Below are 21,570 nucleotides of genomic sequence, written 5' to 3'. Positions count from 1 at the left end.
AGGTTATAAACCAGAAAGCAGGCGCCGACCCGCTTCTTTCGCTATACTAGGGTTAACCCTATAAAGGGTTTTCACCAGTTGCTTGCGGGCTTGCGAAAGGCAGACAGGCAAGCACGCAGACACACGCAAGGAGCGCAGCATGTTGGTTCCCTTTTCCAACTACCCCGTGAACGAAACCTTCGAGCGCATGCTGGCGCAGGAACTCGCCGCCCGCGCGGGCCGGCCCCGCAAGAGCCTGATCGCCCGCGTCCTGGACATCCTGTCCGGCGCGCGCCGCCCGGCGGCGACGAGCGCCTGACGGACCGCGTTCCCGGCAAGGTCATCGCCCTTGCCTACGGAAGCCGCATGCTATAGTTCGCGGCGAAACAGGTATGCGCCGCGCCACCCGCGCGGCGTATTCAAACGGGAAACAGACGGCTCGCCCGCGAGCCCAGCTGTGCTGCCCCCGCAACGGTGCGCATGCCTCCATGCCAGCCCGATACCGGCCTGCTTCGATACCTGATCCCGCCCGGCGCGGCCCCGGCATCCCGCCCTCCATGGCGGAACGCGGCCCACGGGCGTTTTTCAATGCCGGCGTGCGGGGACGCGCGCCAAACAGGGCCTCGTCATGTCTGCTTCCATCCCGCGCCGCCTCGCGGCCGCCTGCTGTCTGCTTCCCCTGGCCGCCACGGCCCAATCCACCGCCACCGCCACCGACGCCGCCGTGCCGACGCTGCGGGACATCGTCGTCACCGCCAGCCGCAGCCCCGAGCCGCTGGCCGACGCGGTGGGCGACGTCACCGTCATCGGCCAGGACACGCTCGCCCGCGCACGCGGCGACGGCCTCGCCGAAATCATCGGCCGCGCCCCGGGCGTGCAGTTCACGACCACCGGCGGGCCGCAGACCGTCAGCGGCCTCTACCTGCGCGGCGCCAATCCCAGCCAGACGCTCGTGCTGATCGACGGCATGCGGGCCACGGAACTGCTGTCGGGCGGGACCCGGCTGGAATCCATCGACCCGGCCCTGGTCGAACGCGTCGAGATCCTGCGCGGCGCCGCCAGCAGCCTGTACGGCTCGGACGCCATCGGCGGCGTGGTCAACATCATCACGAAAAAGGGCGCGCAGGACCGTCCGCTGTCGGCCTGGGCCAACCTGGGATACGGCACCTACGAGACGGTCAAGTCCAGCCTCGGACTGTCGGGCGCCAGCGCGGGCTGGGACTACAGCCTTTCCGCCAGCGCCGCGGGCAGCAAGGGCTTCGACGTCATGCGCCGGCATTTCGCCAACAACAGTTCCACCGACAGCTGGGGACACTACGCCGACGAGGACGGCTATGCCAGCCGCGGCTGGGCCGGCACCCTGGGCTACCAGTGGGCCGCGGGCCACCACATCGGCCTGGCCGCCTACGACAGCACCCTGCATGCCGATTCCGACGGCACGCAGGACGACTACCCCTACGCCACCGAGGACAACGTGCGCAACCTCGTGCGCCAGCAGGCCTACCGCCTCACCAGCACGGACCGGATCACCGACCGGTGGGAAAGCGTGCTGCGATTCGGCTGGACGCGGGATTCCCTGGACTACCGCCGTCCCACCGACGGCTCGTTCGTGCATTCGAGCCTGAAGCGCACCCTGTCGTGGCAGAACAACCTGCAGGTCCTGCCCGGCCAGCGCGTCTCGATCCTGGCCGAACGCCTGGAAGAACGCGTCAACAGCGACTTCTCCTACGACCGGACGGACCGCAACGTCAACAGCGCGGCGCTGATCTACAAGGGCGGCTTCGACCGGCTGCACACGCAGGCCAGCGTGCGCAACGACAACTACACGGATCACGGCAACCAGACCACGGGCAGCCTGGGCCTGGACCTGGACCTGAGCGAGGCGTGGCAGGTCGGCATCGCCGGCAGCACCGGCTTTCGCGTCCCGACCTTCGCCGACCTGTACCAGGACTACCCCGCGGCCTTCTACAAGGGGAATCCCGACCTGAAGCCGGAAAAATCCCGCAACATCGAGGCGCACGTCCAGTACCAGGGCGGCGGCACCCTGCTGCGGCTGACCGCCTACCAGAACAAGGTGCGCGACCTGATCGTCAACGTCTCCGACCCCGTGACCTGGTGGACGACCCCGCAGAACGTCGCCCAGGCCACCCTGCGCGGCCTGACTCTGGCCGGGGAGCACGACTTCGGCGATACCACCCTGCGCGCCAGCGCCGACTTCCTCGATCCGCGCAACGACGACCCGCGGCCCGCCCAGGGCTTCACGCCCGCCGAAGGCTCGGCGCTGCCCTACCGCGCCCGCCAGGTCTTCCACCTGGGCGTCGAGCACCGCATCCAGGCCCTGCGGCTGGGCGCGGAATACCAGTACACCGGCAACCGCTACGCCGACATCGCCAACCGCACCCGCCTGGGCGGCTATGCCCTGGTCAACCTGACCGCCGCCTACGACTTCAGCAAGTCGCTGGGCGTGCAGGTGCGCTGGAACAACGTGCTGGACAAGGACTACGTGCGGGTGGACGGCTACAACACGCCGGGCTCCAACGTGTTCGTGAACCTGTCCTGGCGGATGTAGCCATGCGGCGGCGGACGGCGGGCGGCTTGGCCGGAGCGCGGCGGCGCCTGCCGCGCCTGGCGGCCGCCGCCTGCCTGGGCCTGTGCGCCGCCTGGGCGGCCGTTGCCGGCCCGGACCTTGCGCGGGCCGGGGCCGCGGATGCCGGGACCGTCGATGCCGGGATCGCCGATGCCGGGGCTGCCGATGCCGGAGTTGCCTATGCCGGGCCGCCTACGCAGGGGCCGCTGCCGTGCCCGTTGCCGCCGCGGCGCCCCTTGCGACCGGTCCGGCCCGGCACGGCACGCCGCCCCGCATCGTCACCCTGGCGCCCAACGCCACCGAGCTGGTCTACGCCGCCGGCGCCGGTGCCGATATCGTCGGCACCGTCCTGCGCAGCGACTACCCGCCCGAGGCGCGCACCATCCCGCGCATCGGCGACGGCATCCAGTTCAGCGAGGAAACCATCCTGACCTTGCGCCCGACCCTGGTGGTCGGCTGGCTGCCGTCCGACGGCACGCGGTCTCTGGAACGGCGCCTGGCGCCTCTGGGCGTGCCCCTGGTCTACGCCAATCCGAAATCGCTGGACGACATCCCGGCCCTGATCCGCGACCTGGGCGACCGTCTGGGCACCCGCGCCGCCGCCGACGCCGCCGCGCGCGGCCTGGAGCGCCGCATCCGCGCCCTGCGGCCGGCGCCGCCCCCGCCGCAGACCGTCTTCATCGAGATCAGCGCCGACCCGCTATACACCCTGGGCCGCGACCCCCTGACCAACGACCTGCTGGCGCGCTGCGGCGGCGTCAACCCCTACGCCACGCACGCGATCGCCGCGCCGCAGGTCAGCGTGGAGTCGGTGCTGCACCTGAACCCGCAGGTGCTGATCGTCTCGCCCTACGGCCGCGAAACCCTGGCGGCCCGGCGCGCCTGGTGGGCCCAGCACGGCCTGCCCGCCGCCCTCGCGGACCGCATCTACGCCGTCGATCCCGACCAGCTGCACCGGCCGGGGCCGCGCCTGGTGGACGCGGCCGAGGCGATCTGTGCGGATTTGCGGGACAGCCGCACCCGGCCTTGAAGAAATCGCTGCAGGGCAAAGCCTCTCTGGCAGATGTCACGGCAACTCAGACCAGATCAACAGGAATCGCACAGTTTTGCTCATCTCCCTTGTTACTTGCTCTAGGCAAACGTCGAGTTTAAAATATCAAGCAATACGACCGGCGCCTCTGCACTCTGTGTACGCGTCGGTTTTCATTTGTTCGCCCCTCATCACTGTTCACTGCGGCCACAACGCCCACTCCTCCCACTCGGGAAAGCTACCGAATTCCGCCAAGGAAAAGGCTACAGGAAACTCGTTCTCCAGCAAGTCCTTGAAGCGCCGTCCCCAACTGGAGTTCGGACAGATCACCCTCAGCAATTGCTGCATCAGGCAAAAGTAGAAAAATGGCCTCGCCCCGTTCAGCGCCGCCGGCCAACCTCGAGGAATGGGCGACAGTTCCAGCACATTGATGTTCCACAAGCGGCCGTGATGGGCCGACACGTTGCGGATGAAATTCAGGCTGCGCAGCCACTGAGCGAAGGCCCGCCCATCCGGCGCGCCGTATAACGCTGCAATCACTTGTTGATCGGCATACCGCATCCCGGCAAAGAGTCGCGACAACAAACCGAAATCCCATACCTCGATGGCTACCCAGATCGGCAAGGCGCCGTATTGCCGCATGTGGTGGGCGACAAATGGTTCGTTACGGGCGCGGTGCAACAGGGACTCATACTTGGAAAGCCATACCTGGTGCCGCGTCTTGCCCTTGTCCGGTCCCTGAATCATCAACTTCTTGGCAAAGTTGCCATGCAGGCAGCCGGCGTTCTCGTGCGCTCGCGCATCAAGCCGCCCGAGCAGATGCGCCACATCCACGCGCACCGCCATCTCGATGCGTTCCAAGGCATCCAGCGCCAACAGGCGCAATTGATCCGAGAAGGAACGCCAAGGCTTGAGGGGCCTCAAAACCTATCCTGTGTCCGAGATCATCCCGCTCAATTCCCCAGGAACACATCCGCGCGGTCCGGAGCCTTGGGTTTGGCGGGACCCGTGCGCGCCTTCTTCGGCGCGGCCTTGCCGGCCGGCTTCTTGTCGGTCTTGCGCACGATGTAGTCCGTCCCCGCCGCGAGCGTGCCGGAGGCCATCTTCAGGAAGGCGAACTTGGGCTTGACCTCTGTCACCGTGCCCAAGCCGACTTCGGTCTCCATCGAACCCAGGGATTCGCCGCTCTGCGGATCGGTCAATTCCTCGCCCACCTGGAAGACGGCGTAGGTCTCGCCCGTCAAAACGCCGCCCTCGCCCCGGTTGATGATGGCGGTGTCACCCACGACCTTGACGACCTGGATCGGATAGATGGCCGCGACCATGCGCTCGATCAGCCGGTCGGCCGCGCCGCCGATCAGCTTGCCCAGGGTTGCGGCGCCGACGCTGGTGGCGCCGGGATAGGTGCCGCCGAATTTCTGCGATCCGGACCATTTGATCTTGCGCGACGCGAATTCGATCACCTGCAACTGCAGCGCACCGCTGGCCGCGCTCTTGACCAGGACCTCGCCGGTCATGGCGATCGTTTCACGCTGGTTGTTGCTGACCCCCAGGCTTTGCAACTGGGCCACGACCAGGTAATCCGCGCCGCTCGCCTGTGACAGGCGGGCCATTTCAGCGTTTGCCGCGTCGCCGCCCAGGATGAATTCCTTCTCGTCCTGGAACAGTGCGTCGTTTTCGCGATTGAGCACGTCGAAACGCCGGGAACCCACCAGCGATTCGCCCACCATCTGGATCAGCAGGGGACGGTATTGCTTGCTGTTGCTCACCACCACGACGCTGCGGCGGTTGCTGTCGGCGCCGAGACGCTCGAATTTGGCATAGTGCAGGGTGACGGTGGCTTCCCAGCCATTGTCCGGCGCCTCGGACACATTGTTGACGTCATATCCCAGAATGGGCGCATTCTGCGGAGTATTGAGGATCTGCCGGATGTTCTTGTTCAGGATGCTCAACACCGCCGAGTGATTCTCGTTGTCAACCGACGCATCGACAGACATTCCCTGCACCATCGACTGCGACGACAGCCGCACGCCGAACGCCTGGCCGGCCGCGTTGACCAATGCAGACTGGATGGCCTCGTCGCGACTCAGACCATTGCCATCGGCGGTGACGGTGGCCTCGACCACCTGCGAAGCCGCGGTGGACGGCAGGCCCAGGCCGATCGCCAGGGCCAGGGCCAGAAACGAAAGAAACGCTTTCATGAAAGATCCTGTGTCATTCAGACCCGGGGCGGGAGGCATCCGGCGGGCACGGCCGAATTCGGCACGACGCATCCGGAGCCTCGCGGCCGCTAGAAGTCGTTCTTGTTGTTGATCACCTTCGACGCGCGCGATTGGTCACTGGCGGCGCCCTGGGCGCCGGACAGTTGCGCACCGGTCTTGCCGCGCGCCTGGGCCTCGATGGCATTGGCGTTGTCCAGTTGGTCGTAGGTCCAGCCAACGACCACACCCACGTGCGTGACGCCATTGCCATCCTTGACATCCCAGCGCTTGAGGACGGAAGATCCACGCAATTCGCCCACGGCCTGCGCCTTGCCCGACTTGACGATCTTCTGGGTCGTTTCGCTGATCCGTTCCTTGATCTGCTGGACCTCGCCAGGCTTGCCGTTGTCGATCTGGGTGATCTGCTTGGCCCACTCCTCATTGATGTCGCCCACGTTCGTCGTTTCGGACACCTGGATATTGGTGTTCATGAACTCGACGATGTTGGCTTCGGCCAGAGACTGCGCGATGCTCTGGGCGTTCTGCTTTGCCCGGACGGCGCGCGACGCGCTCCAGCCGGGCTCCATGGGCACCGAGGTGCGGCCGTAGGCCAGCAGCATCGGCCGCCCTGCCGCGTCATAGGCGAAACGCAGGCCGATCTCGTCCAGGTAGCCTTTCTTGTCGGCGGGCAGAAGGTCCTGGATGGCTCTGGGCGTGCCTTTGACCAGCGAGGGGCGCTTGCGAGCGATGTCCTTGGCGAACTGACGAGTCTTTTCGGATTGCACGGCGATGACGGCCACCGCCATCGTGGACTTGTTGTTTTCCTGGATCGGGAAAATGCGCGTCTGCACCGGCACCAGGCCCTGCATGCTCTGGTACGCGGACTTGATCATTTCCTTGTTGAGAGTGTCCTTGTACAGATTCTTCTTCTGTTCCACCGACATCTTCTGGATCTCGTCGGGCGGCACGCCTTCTTCGGCAAGCGCGCTGTCGAGCTTCTTGTCGACCAGCACCAAGGCCTTGTCGAACAGCGCCTCGAGGCGGCTGCCGCCGTCGGCGGCCGCTTTCTGGAGTTCGACGGGATCAAAGGCGTCCTTGTCGCTGGACAGGTCGTCAAACAGGCTGCGCACGGTCCGGGCCTTCAGGCGGCCGTAGTTCTGCAGGATGAAGTCGGCCTGCATATCGAACATGGCGCGCTCGTAGGCCAGCGCCAATTGGGTGCCGTAATGCGGATCGGCGGCATTGTCACCCGAAATCACGGCCATGCCGGCATAAAAGACGCGGCCATCAGCCGCCGAACCGATGGTCTGGCCGAAGCGCTGCTCGAAGTCCGCGAGCCAGTCCTCGTAGCTCTGAACGGAATCGGCCGGCATGGCATCGGCCGGCGTGGCAGCCTCGACAAGGGCTTCGGAAGCCTGTGCCACCTGCACGGCCTGGGCCGCCTGCGGATCGGGGGCCTGTTGCGCATACGCGCCGCTCGCGGCCAGCAAGGCGACAGCGGCCACGATGGGGGTGAGTTTCAACATGACACCCACCCCCTACCACGCAAAGTTCTGATTGGATCCCAGCTTCTCGATGGGGATGAAGGACTGGAAGATTTCCAGGCCGGTGTCGCGCTCCACCACGCGGAAATCGAATTCGTATTCCAGCTGCTGCTGTTTCTGCGCGCCATCGACCACGGTGCGCTGGCGGATCCCGCCCAACATCTCCAGGTCGGGGGCGACCACCGTGCCATTGCGGGCGACGGTCTTCTGATCGAACATCTTCGACTTGCTCAGCTGGCGGGAATCCTGGACGAAACGGGTGCGCTCGGCGCCCGTTGCTCCGGTGAAGATGAATTGCCCGGTCTTGGTCATGGCGATCTTCATGCGCGAAGTCATGCTGGCCGTATCGATCCGGAACGTCGTGTCGTTGACGACTTCGCCCATCTGCACCACCCAGCGGCCACCGCCCGGCTTCCTGGCATACGGCGACTCCAGGAATTCCTGCACCGCCTTCTTGGCGGCATATTCAAAGTCTGTGCTTTGCAGGCCGAAAGACACCAGGCCCGGCTTGCCGGTGCGGCTGAGTTCGGCGTTGGGGTTGCTGGATACGACCGCCATGTTCTGGCAACCGGCCAGCGCCAGGGCCACGGTCGCGGCGAAAACGATTTTCTTCATGGAATCTCCGTAGGAATCAGTTCTCGACATAAATACGCAGGAAGGCATGGGTGGCGTGCGGATCCATCGCGGTCGACTGGACCAGTTGCTGCCGTTGCGGGTCCAGCGCCAGGCCATCGACAACCTCGGTCCCCAGGGCGACGCGGCGTCCGCAATCGTCCGTCCATTGGACGGCATAGCGGATCCGCAGGATCGCGCCGAAAGGAGCGGCTTGCCGGACGTTGCGCACGGAGAACTGCACCGACCGCATGCCGTTGGGCAAGGTGATCAGTGCCACATCCTCGACCCGGGCGCCCTTGTCACCGGCCTCGTCCTGGACGCGCAGAGCCGACCGGGGCGCCACCGTGGTGTCGCAGGTGACGATCCGCGGCGTCCCGGTCTGTGCGGACACCGCCGCCATTGCCAGGCCCAGCGGCAGGAGAGCAACGAAGAGCCATCGTCCGATGCTCATGTCAGCCTGCCTTCGTGGACGCGGCGGGCGGCGCGTCCGAAGCGGCGGACTCGCCCGGGGGCCCGGATGCCGCCCCGCCCAAAGCCGCGACCGGCGCTTCGGCGGGCAGCGCCTGGACATAAACGGCGGGCTTGCCCGAAGTGCCGGATGCCTTGACCAGGACCAGGGTATTCGCGTCCTCCTGCAATGGAACTTCCGCGATCGGCTGGCCGAGCGATCCGGCCAGGGCCAGCGTGCCACTCTCGGGGCGGTCGACCACCACCATCTGGATGGTATTGGGCAGGTTCGCCCAGGCTCGCACGTCGGCCTTGGTCAGGGCGTACTGCGCCGCGCCCGTGCCCAGCTTCAGCAAAGCGCCCACCAGCGGATCGGGCTTCTGCTGATCGATCTGATGGTTGATCACGGCCTGGGCGGCGGTCTTGATGACGGTCGAGATCACGGCCTTGGCGACGACACCCTTGTAAGCGGCGTCGAATTCCAGCGCCGCCAGTTCGTTGACGTCGGTCAGGACGGCGGTTTCCTGCTGCGTCTTGCCCGCACCGACCTTCAGCCCGCCAAAGGCGGCCTGTCCCGGCTGGAACTGCGGCAGAGCGATTCCGGCATAGGTCACCTTGCCCGTGACGATGAACAGCGGCAGGTCGATGCGGAACTCCTTCAGGCTGGGCCCCACGCCATCTTCGTACAGGATGATGGCCTTGTTCCGGAGCCTTCCATTGCCACGGCGAATTTCACGGCCCAGGTAGGCAATCACGGCATCGCCCCCGCGCGTCGCGCTGGCGGCACCCGCACGCTTGAGCATGTCGCGCGACAGGTTCGGACGCTTGTCGGACTCAACCGACGAAGTCGCCCGGAACACGGCACCCATCGCATCGCCGACGGCCATCCGGATCTTGGACTGGGCCAACCCGCCGGGCAGGTCCTTGACCCCGTCGGCGATCTTCGGGCCCACTTCGCCCAGACTCTGCTTCGCGCCCTCGCTTTTCTCGTCGGCGAGGCCTTCCTTGACCGACTTGTTCACGGTCGAGACGAAGGCCTTCAACTGTGTGACCGAATTGTCCTGGCGCACCTGCAGGCGGTTGAAGTCGACCCGCGCATTGGCCTCGTTGCCCAGCATCAAATGGTTGATGGCCTGGTAATAATCGATCAGGGCCCCTTGGTGGATCTTGCCCTGATAAGCGCCGAAAGCGTCGCTGGTGAGAGTCGTGCCGAGCAGGTTGGCGACTTCCTCGGGAGTATCGACCGTGTCTTCCTTCCAGTTGAGCTTGCGCGCGGCCGCGTCAAAGGCGTCGCGGCTGAGCGCCCACATGCCCGCGTCATTGAAGGCCTTGCCAGCCTCCAGGGAGTCGAGCAGGCTTTCGGGATCGTATTTGGGCTGTCCCCTGTCATCCAGGTACAGGGCTGCGTAGGCCCGGTAATCAGATCCGGCCAGCAAGGCCGGCGCGTCCTGCTGACCGACCGTGCGCGTGCCCGCGCAGCCCGCCAGGGCCGTTGCGCACAGGCCCAGCAAAGCCCGCCGCATCCAGAGCGTAAGGATCATCGAATGCCCCTCCTGTAAGATATTTTTTATTACGTTTGACGCAGTTTATACGATAAGGGAATATTTTTTTACATAGGCCTGCGCAGCGACGGGTTTTACAAAACAGGGGGTCCGCAAATGGATTATCCTTGTACGAGACCGCCACCTTGGGCGGCAGTCCGCGCTTCCGTTTTCGCACACCCATGACCTCCCCAGACACCCTCACCATCGCCGACCGCGTCTTCCATTCCCGCCTGCTGGTCGGCACCGGCAAATACCGCGACTTCAGCCAGACCCGCGAGGCCATCGAGGCCAGCGGCGCCGAGATCGTCACCGTCGCCATCCGCCGCACCAACATCGGCCAGAACCCGGGCGAGCCCAACCTGCTGGATTTCCTGTCGCCGGACCGCTACACCATCCTGCCGAACACGGCTGGCTGCTACACCGCCGAGGACGCCGTGCGCACGCTGCGCCTGGCGCGCGAGCTACTGGACGGCCACAACCTGGTCAAGCTCGAAGTCCTGGGCGACTCCGGCAACCTGTTCCCCAACATGCCCGAAACCCTGGCCGCCGCGCGCACGCTGGTGGCCGACGGCTTCCAGGTCATGGTGTATTGCAGCGACGACCCGATCCAGTGCCGCATGCTGGAAGACATCGGCGTGGCGGCGGTGATGCCGCTGGCCTCGCTGATCGGCTCGGGCATGGGCATCGTCAACCCCTGGAACCTGCGCCTGATCATCGACCAGGCCCGCGTCCCGGTGCTGGTGGACGCCGGCGTGGGCACGGCCTCGGATGCCGCCATCGCCATGGAACTGGGCTGCGACGCGATCCTGATGAACACCGCCATCGCCGGCGCGCGCGACCCGATCCGCATGGCGCGCGCCATGCGCCTGGGCGTGGAGGCCGGACGCGAGGCCTACCTGGCAGGCCGCATCAAGCGCAAGTACTACGACGCCGATCCCAGTTCGCCCACCGAAGGCCTGCTGCCCTCGACCCGGGCCGCCTGAGCCCTCGGCCGCGCACGCCGGGGCGCGCCAGCGCCAGCCCCGGCCCCATCCGCACGGAGCCTGCGATGATCCCCAATACCCTGTCGATTGCCGGCGTGGACCCCTCGGGCGGGGCCGGCGTCCTGGCCGACGTCAAGACCATGAGCGCCCTGGGCGCCTACGGCATGGCCGTGATCGCCGCGCTGACCGCGCAGAACACGCAGGCGGTCACCGGCATTTTCCCGGTGCCGCCGGAATTCGTCGCAACCCAGATCGACACGCTGTTCGCCGACGTGCGCGTGGACGCCGTGAAGATCGGCATGCTGGGCCAGGCCGGCGTCACCCGCGTCGTGGCCGACCGGCTGGCGCACTGGAAGCCGGCGCACCTGGTGCTGGACCCGGTGATGGTCGCCAAGAGCGGCGACCACCTGCTGGAACGCCAGGCCGTGGACGCCCTGCGCGAAGGCCTGATCCCGCTGGCCACCGTCATCACCCCCAACCTGCCCGAAGCCGGCGTGCTGCTGGGCCAGAGCCCCGCCGACAACCTCAAGGACATGCGCCGCGTCGCCGAGCGCCTGCGCCGGCTGCTGGCCGACGACGGCGAGCGCTGGGTCTTCCTGAAAGGCGGACACCTGCCGGGCGACGACACCATCGACCTGCTGCACGACGGCGACCGGCTGATCGAGCTGCCGGGCCGGCGCATCGACACACCCAACACCCACGGCACCGGCTGCACGCTGTCGGCGGCGATGGCCGCCCTGCTGCCGCGCGCCCCGGGCGTGCCCGAGGCCGCGCGGCATGCCAAGGCCTGGCTGGAACGCGCCATCGCCGCCTCCGGCCAGCTCCAGGTCGGCTCGGGCCACGGGCCGGTGCATCACTTCCACGCCCTGTGGCCCAAGCTGCAAGACTGACCCGCCTCAAAGCCATCGGCCGGGTCGCTGGCCTATAATCGGACTCGAATCAACCTCAGTCGAATCAACCTCAGGTACTCCCGCGACATGAACGTCAACGACATCGCCGACGCCGATCGTGCCCGCTTCAACATGGTCGAACAGCAGATCCGTCCCTGGAACGTCCAGGACGAACGGGTGCTGCAGGCCGTCTTCGACATGCCCCGCGAACGCTTCGTCCCGCCGCAGATGCGCGCCCTGGCCTTCACGGACACGGAACTGCCGCTGGTGATCGACGGCGTCGACACCCGCGAGACCATGCTGTCCCCCAAGGTCGAGGCCAGGCTGGCCGAGGAACTGCGGCTCCAGCCCACGGACTGCGTGCTGGAAATCGGCACGGGCTCGGGCTACCAGGCCGCCCTGCTGTCGCGGCTGTGCCAGCAGGTCACCAGCATCGAGCTCGAAAGCCGCCTGTCGGCCTTCGCGCAGGCGAACCTCGCACGCAGCCAGGTCGCCAACGTCACCGTGGAAACGGGCGACGCGCATGCCGGCTGGGGCACGGCCGAATACGACGCCATCCTGATCACCGGCTCGGTCCCCTCGGTGCCCGACGCGCTGAAATACCAGCTGGCCGTGGGCGGCCGCATGGTGGCCATCGTCGGCCACAGCCCGATCATGACGGTGTGCCGCATCACGCGCACCAGCGCCGCCAACTTCGAGACCGACTCGATCTTCGACACCTACGTGAAGCCCCTGCGCGGCACGGCGCGGTCGCGCTTCAAATTCTGACGCGCGCCGCGTTCCGTTTCCAGCGAGCCCCGCATGCGGGGCTCGTGCGTTTCAGGTCCGGATCTTGCGCAGCAGCGCCGTGGTCGAGCGCTGGTGCTCGAACGGGATGGCCACGGCCCGCCCGCCCCAGCCGCGCACCACGGCGGTCTCGGGTAGCGCGTCCATGTCGTAGTCGCCGCCCTTGACGATCACGTCGGGCCGCAGGGCCTGGATCAGTTCCAGCGGCGTGTCCTCGGGAAACAGCACCACCCCGTCCACGCAGGCCAGCGCGGCCAGCAGCGCGGCGCGATCGTCCTGGCCGTTCAGGGGACGGTCCTCGCCCTTGCCCAGGCGGCGCACGGACTCGTCCGTGTTCACCCCCACGATCAGCGAGGCGCCCAGGCGGGCGGCCCGGTCCAGGTAGGTGACGTGCCCGCGGTGCAGGATGTCGAACACGCCGTTGGTGAAGATCAGCGGGCGCGCCAGGCGTCCCTCGCGCACCGCCCGCACGCAGGCCGCGCGGTCGAGGATCTTGGACTCGAAGGCGGGAGGCGCCGCCATCAGAAGCCGCCGCCGCGCGTCAGCGCCCAGATCGCCACGCCCAGCCCGGCCGCCAGGATGCCGCACAGCACCGCCAGCAGGCGGTTGGAGCGGTCCTGGGCCTGGCGCAGCCGTTCGAGTTCGGCCCGCATCGCCGGCCCCGCATCGGGATGGTTCAGGCGGGCGTAGACCAGGCGGGGAATCTGCGGCAGGATCTGCGCCCACTGGCTGGCTTCCTGGTCCAGGCGCTGGCGCAGGCCGCGCAGGCCGACGCGCTGGTGCATCCATTTTTCCAGGAAGGGCTTGGCGGTCTGCCAGAGGTCCAGGTTCGGATCCAGCTCGCGCCCCATGCCTTCCACGTTGAGCAGCGTCTTCTGCAGTAGCACCAGCTGGGGCTGGATCTCGACGTTGAAGCGGCGCGAGGTCTGGAACAGGCGCAGCAGCACCTGCCCCAGGGAGATTTCCGCCAATGGCCGGTCGAAATAGGGCTCGCAGACGGCGCGCACGGCGCCCTCCAGCTCTTCTTCGCGGGTGGAGGGCGGCACCCAGCCGGACTCGATGTGCAGCTGGGCCACCCGGCGGTAGTCGCGCCGGAAGAAGGCGAGGAAATTCTGCGCCAGGTAGTTCTTGTCGAATTCCGACAGGGAACCGACGATGCCGAAATCCAGGGCGATGTAGCGCCCCAGGGTGTCCGGATCGTCGGACACGTAGATGTTGCCCGGGTGCATGTCGGCGTGGAAGAAGCCGTCCGTGAACACCTGCATGAAGAAGATCTCGACCCCCTGGCGGGCCAGCAGCGGGATGTCCACGCCCAGCGCGCGCAGGCGTTCGACCTGGCTGACCGGCACGCCGCGCATGCGTTCCATGGTGAAGACCTGGCTGGCGCAGTATTCCCAGACGACCTCGGGCACCCGCAGCAGATGGGCGCGGCCGGTGTCGGGGCCGAAATTGCGCCGCAGCTGGCTGCAGTTCGCGGCCTCGCGGATCAGGTCCAGCTCGTCGTGCAGGTATTTGTCGAATTCGGCCACGACTTCGCGCGGTTTGAGCCGCCGCCCGTCGGGCGCCAGCCGTTCGACCAGCCCGGCCAGCGCGCGCAGCAGCGTCAGGTCGCGCTCGATGGCCTCGCGCATCCCGGGACGCAGCACCTTGACCGCGACCTCGCGGCCGTCGTGCAGCACGGCGAAGTGCACCTGGGCGATCGAGGCCGAGGCCACGGGATCGCGCTCGAACCGGGCGAACAGGTTCTGCGGCGCGTCGCCCAGGGATTCGCGGATGATGGCGGCCGCCTGGTCGGACGGGAACGGTGGCACGCGGTCCTGGAGCCGGGCCAGCTCGTCGGCGATGTCCTGGGGCACCAGGTCGCGGCGCGTGGACAGGACCTGGCCGAACTTGACGTAGATCGGTCCCAGGGTTTCCAGGGCCAGGCGCAAGCGCTCGCCGCGCGGGCGGCGCGGCCGGCGGCCCAGGCAGACGATCTTCAGCAGCGTGTGCGCCCAGGGATGCTGGATGCCCGACAGGACCAGCTCGTCGAGCCGGTAGCGCAGGCCGATCCACAGGATGTAGGCCAGGCGCAGGAAGGTCAGCATGCCCCGCCCTCCAGCCGGCGCAGGCGGACATCGAGCCGTTCGAGCCGGGATTCGAGCGCCTGGCGCTCCGCCGCCCAGACGCGGAAGTCCGCCGCCGGGACGCCCAGGCCGGATTCCTCGCCCAGGTATTCCGCCACGTTGTCCTGCGCCCGGCTTGCGGCCTGGCGCAGGCCGCCGGCCAGCGCGCGCGCGCCCCGGGTGAGGCGCACCGCCGCCACGTCGCCCACGACGCGCGCCAGATCGTCTTCCACGTCCCAGCGCAGGCCGCGCGCCAGGTCGGACACCAGGTGGGCCAGGCCGGCGTCCCCCTGGATGCGGGCCAGGCCCGTGATCCCCGCCAGACCCTCGCCGCGCCAGGCGCCGGGCAGGTCGCGGCGGCGCTCGGGCGGGATGGACAGCACCACGTTGGGCACCACGGCCCGTGGGCAGTGCTGCAGGGCGCCGTCGGAGGCGATCGCGCACTGCAGCGTCCAGGGCTCGCCCGCCGTCAGGCGCAGCGACTTGCCGGCGTGGACCGCCAGCCGCTCGCGCGCCCAGGGTTCGCGGCGCAGCAGCGCGTTCAGCCCCCGGAGCAGGACATCGGAGGGGGACGGGAAGGGAAAGGGAAGAGGCATGATCATGAACGACGGGGCCGGGCGCGCCGGGCAGGAGCGGGCGCAGGCCCCAGTTTACCGGTTTTGAGCGCCGCGCACGCGGGCCGGAGCGCGCGTTCCGGGCCGTCGTCCGGGCCTCGCCCACGGCCTTTCACGCGAGCCGGAACGCAAACGGCCGCCCGCCCGGCATCCGGGGTCGGGCGGCCGCGAAGGCCGATCCGGCGCGTGGAATCAGCGCGCGTTGGTCTGCTGGATGCCGGCGAGCAGCCAGCCGGCGCCATCGGCCTTGTACAGGTTCCAGACTTCCTCGAAGTGGAAGGCCTCGGCCCCGGCCGATTCGCGCAGCATGCCGGAATAGCGCACGCTGGCCAGGTGGCCGCCGGCCACCGCCTCGATGCCCAGCAGCTCGGCGTTCAGCAGCACGACCTCGGTGCGGTTGCCTTCCTCGGGACCGGGCAGGCGCGGGGTGATCTCCGCCAGCAGGTCGTCGGTGAGGAATTCGCGCAGGCTGTCGCGGTTGCCCGCATCCCAGAGGGACTGGACGCGCGTGAACTGCTGCTTGGCCTGGTCCAGGAAGGCCGGCACGTCGAACCCGGCCGGGATGAACCAGGACGGATCCTGCTCCTGGACGGACGGCGCGGCCTCGATCACCGGCGCGGCGGACGCCCCCGCGGCCGGCTCGGACGCCGGGCGGCCGGGCATGCCGAAGCCCTGGCCGGAGGACGCCGACTGGCGGTAGCTGTTGGGCCCCTGCGCGGCGCCGGCGGCGGCACCGGCCAGCGGACGCTGGGCCCCGCGCAGGCGGCGCACCAGGAACATCACCGCGAAGACCACCAGGCCGATCAGCAGGGCGCTGGAGAGGAATTCCAGGAAGGCGCCGGACAGCCCCAGGCTGGACAGCAGGGCGGCGATGCCCAGGCCGGCGGCGATGCCGGCGATGGGGCCCAGCCAGCGGGACATGCCCGACTTGGCGGCGGCGCCCGCGGCCGCCGTGCCCGCAGCGGCCCCGGCGGCCGGCGCGGCGGCGCGCTGCGTGGTCTGGGCGGCCGGCGGCGTCACGGCCTGGCGCTGCTTGACGACGTTGGTGGACTGGCGGCCGAAGCTCATGCCGCCGCCCATGCGGCGGGCATGCGCATCCTGGGTCACGGCCAGCAGGGACAAGGCCGCCATCAGCAACAGGGTGGCGGCGGCCCAGCGGGGTAGACGAAGGTTCATGGAGTCTCCTGGGATGGCAGGGCCGGAGAATCCTGCGGATTCCGGCAACCTGACAGAAAGCTGAATGAACATGAAAGTTAACACAGATCAGGCCGGACCGCAGCGGGGAAATATCCCGAGAAACATCCGCTTGCAACAGAACGGAGGCGGCTGGGCGAACGCAGGCCGGACAAACGCAGGCCGGGCGCACGCAGGCCGGGCGCACGCGGGCCTGCACAGGCCGCCCGCGGGCGGCCCGGCGAAAAATGCGCACGGGTGCGGAAGGAAGGGCGCGGACAGCCCGCGCCCGGGACGCGCGCTCAGTCGAGCCGGATGCCTTCGTGCAGGGCGACCACGCCGGCCGTCATGTTGAAGTACTGCACCCGGCCCAGGCCGGCCTCGCGCATCATGCCGGCCAGGGTCTCCTGGTCCGGATGCATGCGGATGGATTCGGCCAGGTAGCGGTAGCTGGCCTCGTCGCCGGCCACCAGCTGGCCCATTTTCGGCAGAATGTTGAAGGAATACCAGTCGTACGCGGGCGCCAGCGCCGGCGCCACGCGGGAAAATTCCAGCACCAGCAGCTTGCCGCCCGGCTTCAGCACGCGGCGCATTTCCGCCAGGGCGCGGTCCTTGTGCGTCATGTTGCGCAGGCCGAACGCCACCGACACGCGGTCGAAATACCGGTCCGGGAACGGCAGGCATTCGGCGTCGCAGACCGCCGCCGGCGCGACCACGCCGCGATCCAGCAGGCGGTCGCGGCCCACGCGCAGCATGGAGTCGTTGATGTCGGTCAGCCAGACCTCGCCTTCGGGGCCGGCGCGGCGCGCGAAGGCGCGCGCCAGATCGCCGGTGCCCCCGGCGATGTCCAGCACCCGCATGCCCGGGCGCACCTGGGCGCGGCCGATGGTGAAGGCCTTCCAGATGCGGTGCAGCCCGGCCGACATCAGGTCGTTCATCACGTCGTAACGCGAGGCCACCGAATGGAAGACCTCGGCCACGCGGCGGGCCTTCTCCGATTCCTGGACGGTCTCGAAACCGAAATGGGTCTGCGGCCCCTGGCCGGCGTCTGGTGCGGGTGTGCTCATGATCCGCGTATCGTACCACTCGTACCACCGTAAAAGGCCCCCACGCTGCGCAGGCTGCGACCTATATGACGACGTCACATCAGTGAAATAATGCGACCGTATGATGACACCCGTGCCGGAATGCGCCGCCCGCGCCCGGAACGGCGGGGCCCGCATTCCGGTCCCGCCGCCATGCGAGACTTCCCCATGCCCGCCACCATCCTGCTCATCGAAGACGAACCCGCCATCCAGGAACTGCTGTCCGTCAACCTGCAACACGCCGGCTACGGCGTGCGCAGCGCGCTGGATGCGCGCCAGGCGCAGGAGCAGATCCAGCAGGTCCTGCCCGACCTGATCCTGCTGGACTGGATGCTGCCCGACCAGCCCGGCATCCGCCTGGCCCGCCAGTTGCGCGGCGACGCCCGCACCCGCGACATCCCGCTCATCATGCTGACCGCGCGCGGCGCCGAACAGGACAAGGTGGACGGCCTGGAGGCCGGCGCCGACGACTACATCACCAAACCCTTCTCCCCGCGCGAGCTGCTGGCGCGCATCAAGTCCTTGCTACGCCGCCGCGCGCCGCAGCACACCCCCGACCCCATCGAGGCCGGCGGACTGCGGCTGGAGCCGGATTCGCGGCGCGTGTCGGGCAACGGCCTGCCGCTACCCATGGGGCCCACGGAATTCCGCCTGCTACACTTCCTCATGACGCATGCGGAGCGCGTGTACAGCCGGAGCCAGCTGCTGGATCAGGTCTGGGGCGACCACGTCTTCGTCGAAGAACGCACGGTGGACGTCCACATCCGCCGCCTGCGCAAAGCCCTGTCGCCCGCCGGCCTGGAAGGCGCCATCCAGACCTCGCGCGGGGCGGGCTACCGTTTCAGCATCACGCATCCTCAATGAGCAAGACTCTCGTTTCCATCGCGCTCTGGGCGCTGGGCGGCTGGCTGCTGGGCGCCTGGCTGGGCGCCGCCACCGGCTGGGCCTTTTTCGCCCTGGGCCTGCTGCTGATGATCCTCGTCAGCGGCCTGCAGCTGTCGCGCATCGCCCGCTGGGTGCGCGCCATCGACGAGCCGCCGCCGCCCTCGGTCGGCCCGTGGGACGAGATCCTGGCGCCCATCTACCGCAAGCTGAAGCAGAACCGCCTGGACCTGCAGGACCGCACGCGCAGCTTCCACCGCGCCCTGCTGGCCGCCGAGGCCCTGCCCGACGGCGCCCTGACGCTGGATCCCCACAAGGCCCTGCAATGGTGCAACCAGACCGCGGCCAGCCACCTGGGGCTGGACCTGGAACGGGACCGCGGGCACAGCATCCTCAACATCGTGCGCGCGCCCGAATTCGCCCGCTACGCCGGCCAGGAGACCTGGGACCGCCCGCTGATCCTGCACCTGGGGCACGGCGGCGCGGCCCGCACCCTGTCGCTGCACCTGGCGCCCTACGGCGTCGGCCAGTTCCTGATGGTCACGCGCGACATCACCCAGATCGAGCGGCTGGAGAACACCCGCAAGGACTTCGTCGCCAACGTCTCCCACGAACTGCGCACGCCGCTCACCGTGCTGTCGGGCTTCGTCGAGACCCTGCAGGACCTGCCCGGCGATGCCCTGACCGGCGAACAGCGCCGCCACTACCTGGACCTGATGGCGCAGCAGACCCGCAACATGCAGGCCCTGGTGTCCGACCTGCTCACCCTGTCCTCGCTGGAATCGACCCCCAACCAGGAAGGCGGCCCCGTGCCCGTCGCGGCCCTGGTGCGCACCGCCCTGGCGCAGGCGCAGGCCCTGTCCGGCGGGCGCCACACCTTCGACGCGCGGCTGGACGAGACCCTGCGCATCCGCGGCCAGGACACCGAGCTGGCCTCGGCGATCGGCAATCTGCTGACCAACGCCGTGCGCTACACCCCGCCGGGCGGGTCCATCACGGTCCTGTGGGAGCCGGCCCCCGATGGGGGCGCCGCCTGCCGCGTGCGGGACACCGGCATCGGCATCGATCCCGCCGACATCCCGCGCCTGACGGAGCGCTTCTTCCGGGCCGACCGGGGCCGCTCGCGCGCCACCGGCGGCACCGGCCTGGGCCTGGCCATCGCCAAGCACGTCGTCATGCGCCACGACGCCACGCTGGACATCCGCAGCACGCCGGGCGAAGGCAGCGTCTTCAGCATCCTTTTTCCTGCGGCGCGCGTCTGCCCGCCCGCGGGCCCCGCCGCGCCAGCGCGGGATGCGGCGGGCCCGGCGGCGCGGGCGGCCTGACCGCGGCCGCGGCGGGCCGCGCGCCGCGGCCGGCTGCGGGTGGCGGGCTTCGGGTGGCGGGCTGCGGGTGGCGGGCTGCGGGTGGCCGGCTGCGGGTGGCCGGCTGCGGGTGGCGGGCTTCGGGTTGCCGGCTGCGGGGCGCAGCCGCAGGCTACAGGAACAGGCGGTAGGCCGGATTGTCGGTTTCGTTCCAGTACGGATAGCCCAGCGAGGACAGGAATTCCTTGAAGGCCTTCTTGTCGGCAGGCGGCACCTGGATGCCGACCAGGATGCGGCCGTAGTCGTCGCCCTGGTTGCGGTAATGGAACAGGCTGATGTTCCAGTTCGGATTCATGGCCCCCAGGAACTTCATCAGGGCGCCGGGCCGCTCGGGGAACTCGAAGCGGTACAGCACTTCGTTTTCGGCCAGGGCCGAGCGCCCCCCCACCATGTAGCGCAGGTGGGTCTTGGCCATCTCGTTGCTGGTCAGGTCCAGGGTGGGAAAGTCCCGCTTGCGGAAATGCGCCGCCAGTTTCTCGATTTCGGCTTCGGAGCGGATCTGCAGGCCGACGTAGACGTGCGCCTGCTCGGCGTCGGAAATCCGGTAGTTGAATTCCGTCACGGCGCGGTCGCCCACGGCCTCGCACAGGCGCAGGAAGCTGCCGCGCTTTTCCGGCAGGGTGATGGCGAACAGGGCCTCGCGCGCCTCGCCGACGTCGGCGCGCTCGGCCACGAAGCGCAGGCGGTCGAAATTCATGTTGGCGCCGCAGGTGATGGCCACCAGGGTCTTGCCCTTCCATTTGTGCTGCGCGGCGTAGCGCTTGGCCCCGGCCAGCGCCAGCGCGCCGGCGGGCTCCAGCACGCTGCGCGTGTCCTGGAACACGTCCTTGATCCCGGCACAGACGGCGTCGGTATCGACGGTGACGTAATCATCGACGTATTCGCGGGCCAGGCGGAAGGTCTCCTGGCCCACCTGCTTGACCGCCGTGCCGTCGGAGAACAGCCCCACGTCGGCGAGCCGCACCCGGCGCCCGGCCTGGATGCTGCGCACCATGGCGTCGGAATCCACCATCTGCACGCCGATGATCTTGATTTCCGGACGCAGCTGCTTGACGTAGGCCGCCACGCCGGAAATCAGGCCGCCGCCGCCGATGGCCACGAAGATCGCGTCGATGGGGCCGGGGTGCTGGCGCAGGATCTCCATGCCCACGGTGCCCTGGCCCGCGATCACGTCGGGGTCGTCGAAGGGGTGCACGAAGGTCAGCCCGTCGCGCGCCTGCAGTTCGGCGGCATGCTCGGCGGCATCGGTGAAACTGTCGCCGAACAGCACGACCTCGCCGCCCAGGGCGCGCACGGCGTCGATCTTGACCTGGGGCGTGGTCACGGGCATGACGATCACCGCCCGGCACTTCAGGCGGCTAGCGGCCAGGGCCACCCCCTGGGCGTGGTTGCCGGCCGACGCGGCGATGACGCCGCGCCGCAGCTCGTCCTCGCTCAGGTGCGCCATCTTGTTGTAGGCGCCGCGCAGCTTGAAGCTGAACACGGGCTGGGTGTCCTCGCGCTTGAGCAGCACGGTGTTGCCGATCCGCTTGGAAATCCGGGGCGCCAGGTCCAGTGCGGTTTCGTGGGCGACGTCATAGACTTTGGACGTCAGGATGCGTTTCAGATAATCGACGGACATGGCGCGAATGGCAGCAATTGGATACGGAATCGAAAAGAATATCATGTCCGTACTCCGCCCGCGCTCGACAAACCGGATGGGGCGCCGTAAAGTTCTGTCACCCATGACAGGCCGAATTCA

Annotated in this window: 20 protein-coding genes; 8 read left to right on the top strand and 12 right to left on the bottom strand. The window is 68.4% G+C overall.

Annotated features, from left to right (window positions below):
* Positions 1 to 139 precede the first annotated feature (139 nt).
* The 3 genes from BN940_RS19200 (at position 140) to BN940_RS03400 (ending at position 3,596) form a co-directional block, all read left to right on the top strand.
* Positions 140 to 298 carry a hypothetical protein gene (locus BN940_RS19200; protein ID WP_158386227.1) on the top strand — a complete coding sequence of 53 codons (159 nt, stop codon included), beginning with the start codon at positions 140 to 142 and terminating at the stop codon, positions 296 to 298.
* A 309-nt stretch (positions 299 to 607) separates the two neighbouring features.
* Positions 608 to 2,548, top strand: coding sequence for a TonB-dependent receptor plug domain-containing protein (locus BN940_RS03405; protein ID WP_052355571.1), 1,941 nt, complete (start codon positions 608 to 610; stop codon positions 2,546 to 2,548).
* A gap of 229 nt (positions 2,549 to 2,777) precedes the next feature.
* A complete protein-coding gene (locus BN940_RS03400) occupies positions 2,778 to 3,596 on the top strand; it encodes a cobalamin-binding protein (protein WP_052355570.1) in 819 nt (272 codons plus the stop codon).
* A 198-nt stretch (positions 3,597 to 3,794) separates the two neighbouring features.
* Here the strand turns inward: BN940_RS03400 and BN940_RS03395 are convergent, their stop codons facing one another.
* From BN940_RS03395 to BN940_RS03370, 6 genes are all read right to left on the bottom strand, one after another.
* Positions 3,795 to 4,520, bottom strand: a complete 726-nt coding sequence (locus BN940_RS03395; RefSeq protein ID WP_052355569.1) for an Abi family protein — start codon at positions 4,518 to 4,520, stop codon at positions 3,795 to 3,797.
* 29 nt (positions 4,521 to 4,549) lie between these two features.
* A complete protein-coding gene (locus BN940_RS03390) occupies positions 4,550 to 5,797 on the bottom strand; it encodes a hypothetical protein (protein WP_043680172.1) in 1,248 nt (415 codons plus the stop codon).
* An 89-nt stretch (positions 5,798 to 5,886) separates the two neighbouring features.
* Positions 5,887 to 7,323 (bottom strand): DUF6844 domain-containing protein, encoded by a 1,437-nt coding sequence (locus tag BN940_RS03385; protein ID WP_148304872.1) that lies wholly within the window; start codon positions 7,321 to 7,323, stop codon positions 5,887 to 5,889.
* Positions 7,324 to 7,335: 12 nt separating this feature from the next.
* Positions 7,336 to 7,956, bottom strand: coding sequence for a penicillin-binding protein activator LpoB (locus BN940_RS03380; RefSeq protein ID WP_043680166.1), 621 nt, complete (start codon positions 7,954 to 7,956; stop codon positions 7,336 to 7,338).
* A gap of 16 nt (positions 7,957 to 7,972) precedes the next feature.
* Positions 7,973 to 8,407, bottom strand: coding sequence for a hypothetical protein (locus BN940_RS19195; RefSeq protein WP_043680163.1), 435 nt, complete (start codon positions 8,405 to 8,407; stop codon positions 7,973 to 7,975).
* Position 8,408: 1 nt separating this feature from the next.
* Positions 8,409 to 9,944 carry a COG3014 family protein gene (locus tag BN940_RS03370; protein WP_148304871.1) on the bottom strand — a complete coding sequence of 512 codons (1,536 nt, stop codon included), beginning with the start codon at positions 9,942 to 9,944 and terminating at the stop codon, positions 8,409 to 8,411.
* 182 nt (positions 9,945 to 10,126) lie between these two features.
* On the opposite strand from BN940_RS03370, the gene BN940_RS03365 reads away from it, so the two are divergent.
* From BN940_RS03365 to BN940_RS03355, 3 genes are all read left to right on the top strand, one after another.
* A complete protein-coding gene (locus BN940_RS03365) occupies positions 10,127 to 10,930 on the top strand; it encodes a thiazole synthase (protein ID WP_043685690.1) in 804 nt (267 codons plus the stop codon).
* Between the two features lie 65 nt (positions 10,931 to 10,995).
* Entirely contained in the window at positions 10,996 to 11,820 is an 825-nt protein-coding gene (gene thiD / locus BN940_RS03360) for a bifunctional hydroxymethylpyrimidine kinase/phosphomethylpyrimidine kinase (RefSeq protein ID WP_043680158.1), read from the top strand.
* 87 nt (positions 11,821 to 11,907) lie between these two features.
* Positions 11,908 to 12,588, top strand: a complete 681-nt coding sequence (locus BN940_RS03355) for a protein-L-isoaspartate O-methyltransferase family protein (RefSeq protein WP_043680156.1) — start codon at positions 11,908 to 11,910, stop codon at positions 12,586 to 12,588.
* A gap of 51 nt (positions 12,589 to 12,639) precedes the next feature.
* On the opposite strand, the gene rfaE2 is transcribed toward BN940_RS03355, so the two are convergent.
* The 5 genes from rfaE2 to ubiE form a co-directional block, all read right to left on the bottom strand.
* Positions 12,640 to 13,128 (bottom strand): D-glycero-beta-D-manno-heptose 1-phosphate adenylyltransferase, encoded by a 489-nt coding sequence (gene rfaE2 / locus BN940_RS03350; RefSeq protein ID WP_043680154.1) that lies wholly within the window; start codon positions 13,126 to 13,128, stop codon positions 12,640 to 12,642.
* Positions 13,128 to 14,693, bottom strand: coding sequence for a ubiquinone biosynthesis regulatory protein kinase UbiB (gene ubiB, locus BN940_RS03345; protein WP_043680152.1), 1,566 nt, complete (start codon positions 14,691 to 14,693; stop codon positions 13,128 to 13,130). The genes rfaE2 and ubiB overlap by 1 nt, the downstream gene beginning before the upstream one ends.
* Positions 14,687 to 15,313, bottom strand: coding sequence for a ubiquinone biosynthesis accessory factor UbiJ (locus BN940_RS20070; RefSeq protein WP_043680149.1), 627 nt, complete (start codon positions 15,311 to 15,313; stop codon positions 14,687 to 14,689). Before BN940_RS20070 ends, ubiB begins: the two co-directional genes overlap by 7 nt.
* Positions 15,314 to 15,517: 204 nt before the next feature.
* Entirely contained in the window at positions 15,518 to 16,501 is a 984-nt protein-coding gene (locus BN940_RS03335) for a Tim44 domain-containing protein (RefSeq protein ID WP_043680147.1), read from the bottom strand.
* A gap of 299 nt (positions 16,502 to 16,800) precedes the next feature.
* Entirely contained in the window at positions 16,801 to 17,565 is a 765-nt protein-coding gene (ubiE, locus tag BN940_RS03330; RefSeq protein ID WP_043680144.1) for a bifunctional demethylmenaquinone methyltransferase/2-methoxy-6-polyprenyl-1,4-benzoquinol methylase UbiE, read from the bottom strand.
* A 186-nt stretch (positions 17,566 to 17,751) separates the two neighbouring features.
* Here ubiE and phoB point away from each other — a divergent pair, with 186 nt between their 5' ends.
* On the top strand, positions 17,752 to 18,447 hold the full coding sequence (gene phoB / locus BN940_RS03325; protein ID WP_043685687.1) for a phosphate regulon transcriptional regulator PhoB: 696 nt from the start codon (positions 17,752 to 17,754) through the stop codon (positions 18,445 to 18,447).
* The gene (phoR, locus tag BN940_RS03320) at positions 18,444 to 19,790 is read left to right on the top strand and encodes a phosphate regulon sensor histidine kinase PhoR (protein WP_043680142.1); all 1,347 of its coding nucleotides are present in this window, start codon (positions 18,444 to 18,446) and stop codon (positions 19,788 to 19,790) included. The genes phoB and phoR overlap by 4 nt, the downstream gene beginning before the upstream one ends.
* A 151-nt stretch (positions 19,791 to 19,941) precedes the next feature.
* Here phoR and ilvA read toward each other — a convergent pair whose 3' ends face one another.
* Positions 19,942 to 21,450: a threonine ammonia-lyase, biosynthetic gene (ilvA, locus tag BN940_RS03315; protein ID WP_043680139.1), complete on the bottom strand. Its 1,509-nt coding sequence runs from the start codon at positions 21,448 to 21,450 to the stop codon at positions 19,942 to 19,944.
* Between the last annotated feature and the right edge of the window lie 120 nt (positions 21,451 to 21,570).

The organism is Castellaniella defragrans 65Phen, from assembly GCF_000612685.1.
In the GTDB taxonomy this organism is placed as follows: Bacteria; Pseudomonadota; Gammaproteobacteria; order Burkholderiales; family Burkholderiaceae_B; genus Castellaniella; species Castellaniella defragrans.
Note: the sequence above shows the minus strand (reverse complement) of the source record. Positions and strands in the feature narration are given on the sequence as shown.

Bases quoted from the DNA above. Each gene is read 5' to 3' on its own strand.
- BN940_RS19200 (WP_158386227.1), top strand. From the start codon at position 140: ATGTTGGTTCCCTTTTCCAACTACCCCGTGAACGAAACCTTCGAGCGC.
- BN940_RS03405 (WP_052355571.1), top strand. From the start codon at position 608: ATGTCTGCTTCCATCCCGCGCCGCCTCGCGGCCGCCTGCTGTCTGCTT.
- BN940_RS03390 (WP_043680172.1), bottom strand. From the start codon at position 5,797: ATGAAAGCGTTTCTTTCGTTTCTGGCCCTGGCCCTGGCGATCGGCCTG.
- BN940_RS03385 (WP_148304872.1), bottom strand. From the start codon at position 7,323: ATGTTGAAACTCACCCCCATCGTGGCCGCTGTCGCCTTGCTGGCCGCG.
- BN940_RS03380 (WP_043680166.1), bottom strand. From the start codon at position 7,956: ATGAAGAAAATCGTTTTCGCCGCGACCGTGGCCCTGGCGCTGGCCGGT.
- BN940_RS19195 (WP_043680163.1), bottom strand. From the start codon at position 8,407: ATGAGCATCGGACGATGGCTCTTCGTTGCTCTCCTGCCGCTGGGCCTG.
- BN940_RS03370 (WP_148304871.1), bottom strand. From the start codon at position 9,944: ATGATCCTTACGCTCTGGATGCGGCGGGCTTTGCTGGGCCTGTGCGCA.
- BN940_RS03365 (WP_043685690.1), top strand. From the start codon at position 10,127: ATGACCTCCCCAGACACCCTCACCATCGCCGACCGCGTCTTCCATTCC.
- thiD (WP_043680158.1), top strand. From the start codon at position 10,996: ATGATCCCCAATACCCTGTCGATTGCCGGCGTGGACCCCTCGGGCGGG.
- BN940_RS03355 (WP_043680156.1), top strand. From the start codon at position 11,908: ATGAACGTCAACGACATCGCCGACGCCGATCGTGCCCGCTTCAACATG.
- rfaE2 (WP_043680154.1), bottom strand. From the start codon at position 13,128: ATGGCGGCGCCTCCCGCCTTCGAGTCCAAGATCCTCGACCGCGCGGCC.
- ubiB (WP_043680152.1), bottom strand. From the start codon at position 14,693: ATGCTGACCTTCCTGCGCCTGGCCTACATCCTGTGGATCGGCCTGCGC.
- BN940_RS20070 (WP_043680149.1), bottom strand. From the start codon at position 15,313: ATGATCATGCCTCTTCCCTTTCCCTTCCCGTCCCCCTCCGATGTCCTG.
- BN940_RS03335 (WP_043680147.1), bottom strand. From the start codon at position 16,501: ATGAACCTTCGTCTACCCCGCTGGGCCGCCGCCACCCTGTTGCTGATG.
- ubiE (WP_043680144.1), bottom strand. From the start codon at position 17,565: ATGAGCACACCCGCACCAGACGCCGGCCAGGGGCCGCAGACCCATTTC.
- phoB (WP_043685687.1), top strand. From the start codon at position 17,752: ATGCCCGCCACCATCCTGCTCATCGAAGACGAACCCGCCATCCAGGAA.
- phoR (WP_043680142.1), top strand. From the start codon at position 18,444: ATGAGCAAGACTCTCGTTTCCATCGCGCTCTGGGCGCTGGGCGGCTGG.
- ilvA (WP_043680139.1), bottom strand. From the start codon at position 21,450: ATGTCCGTCGATTATCTGAAACGCATCCTGACGTCCAAAGTCTATGAC.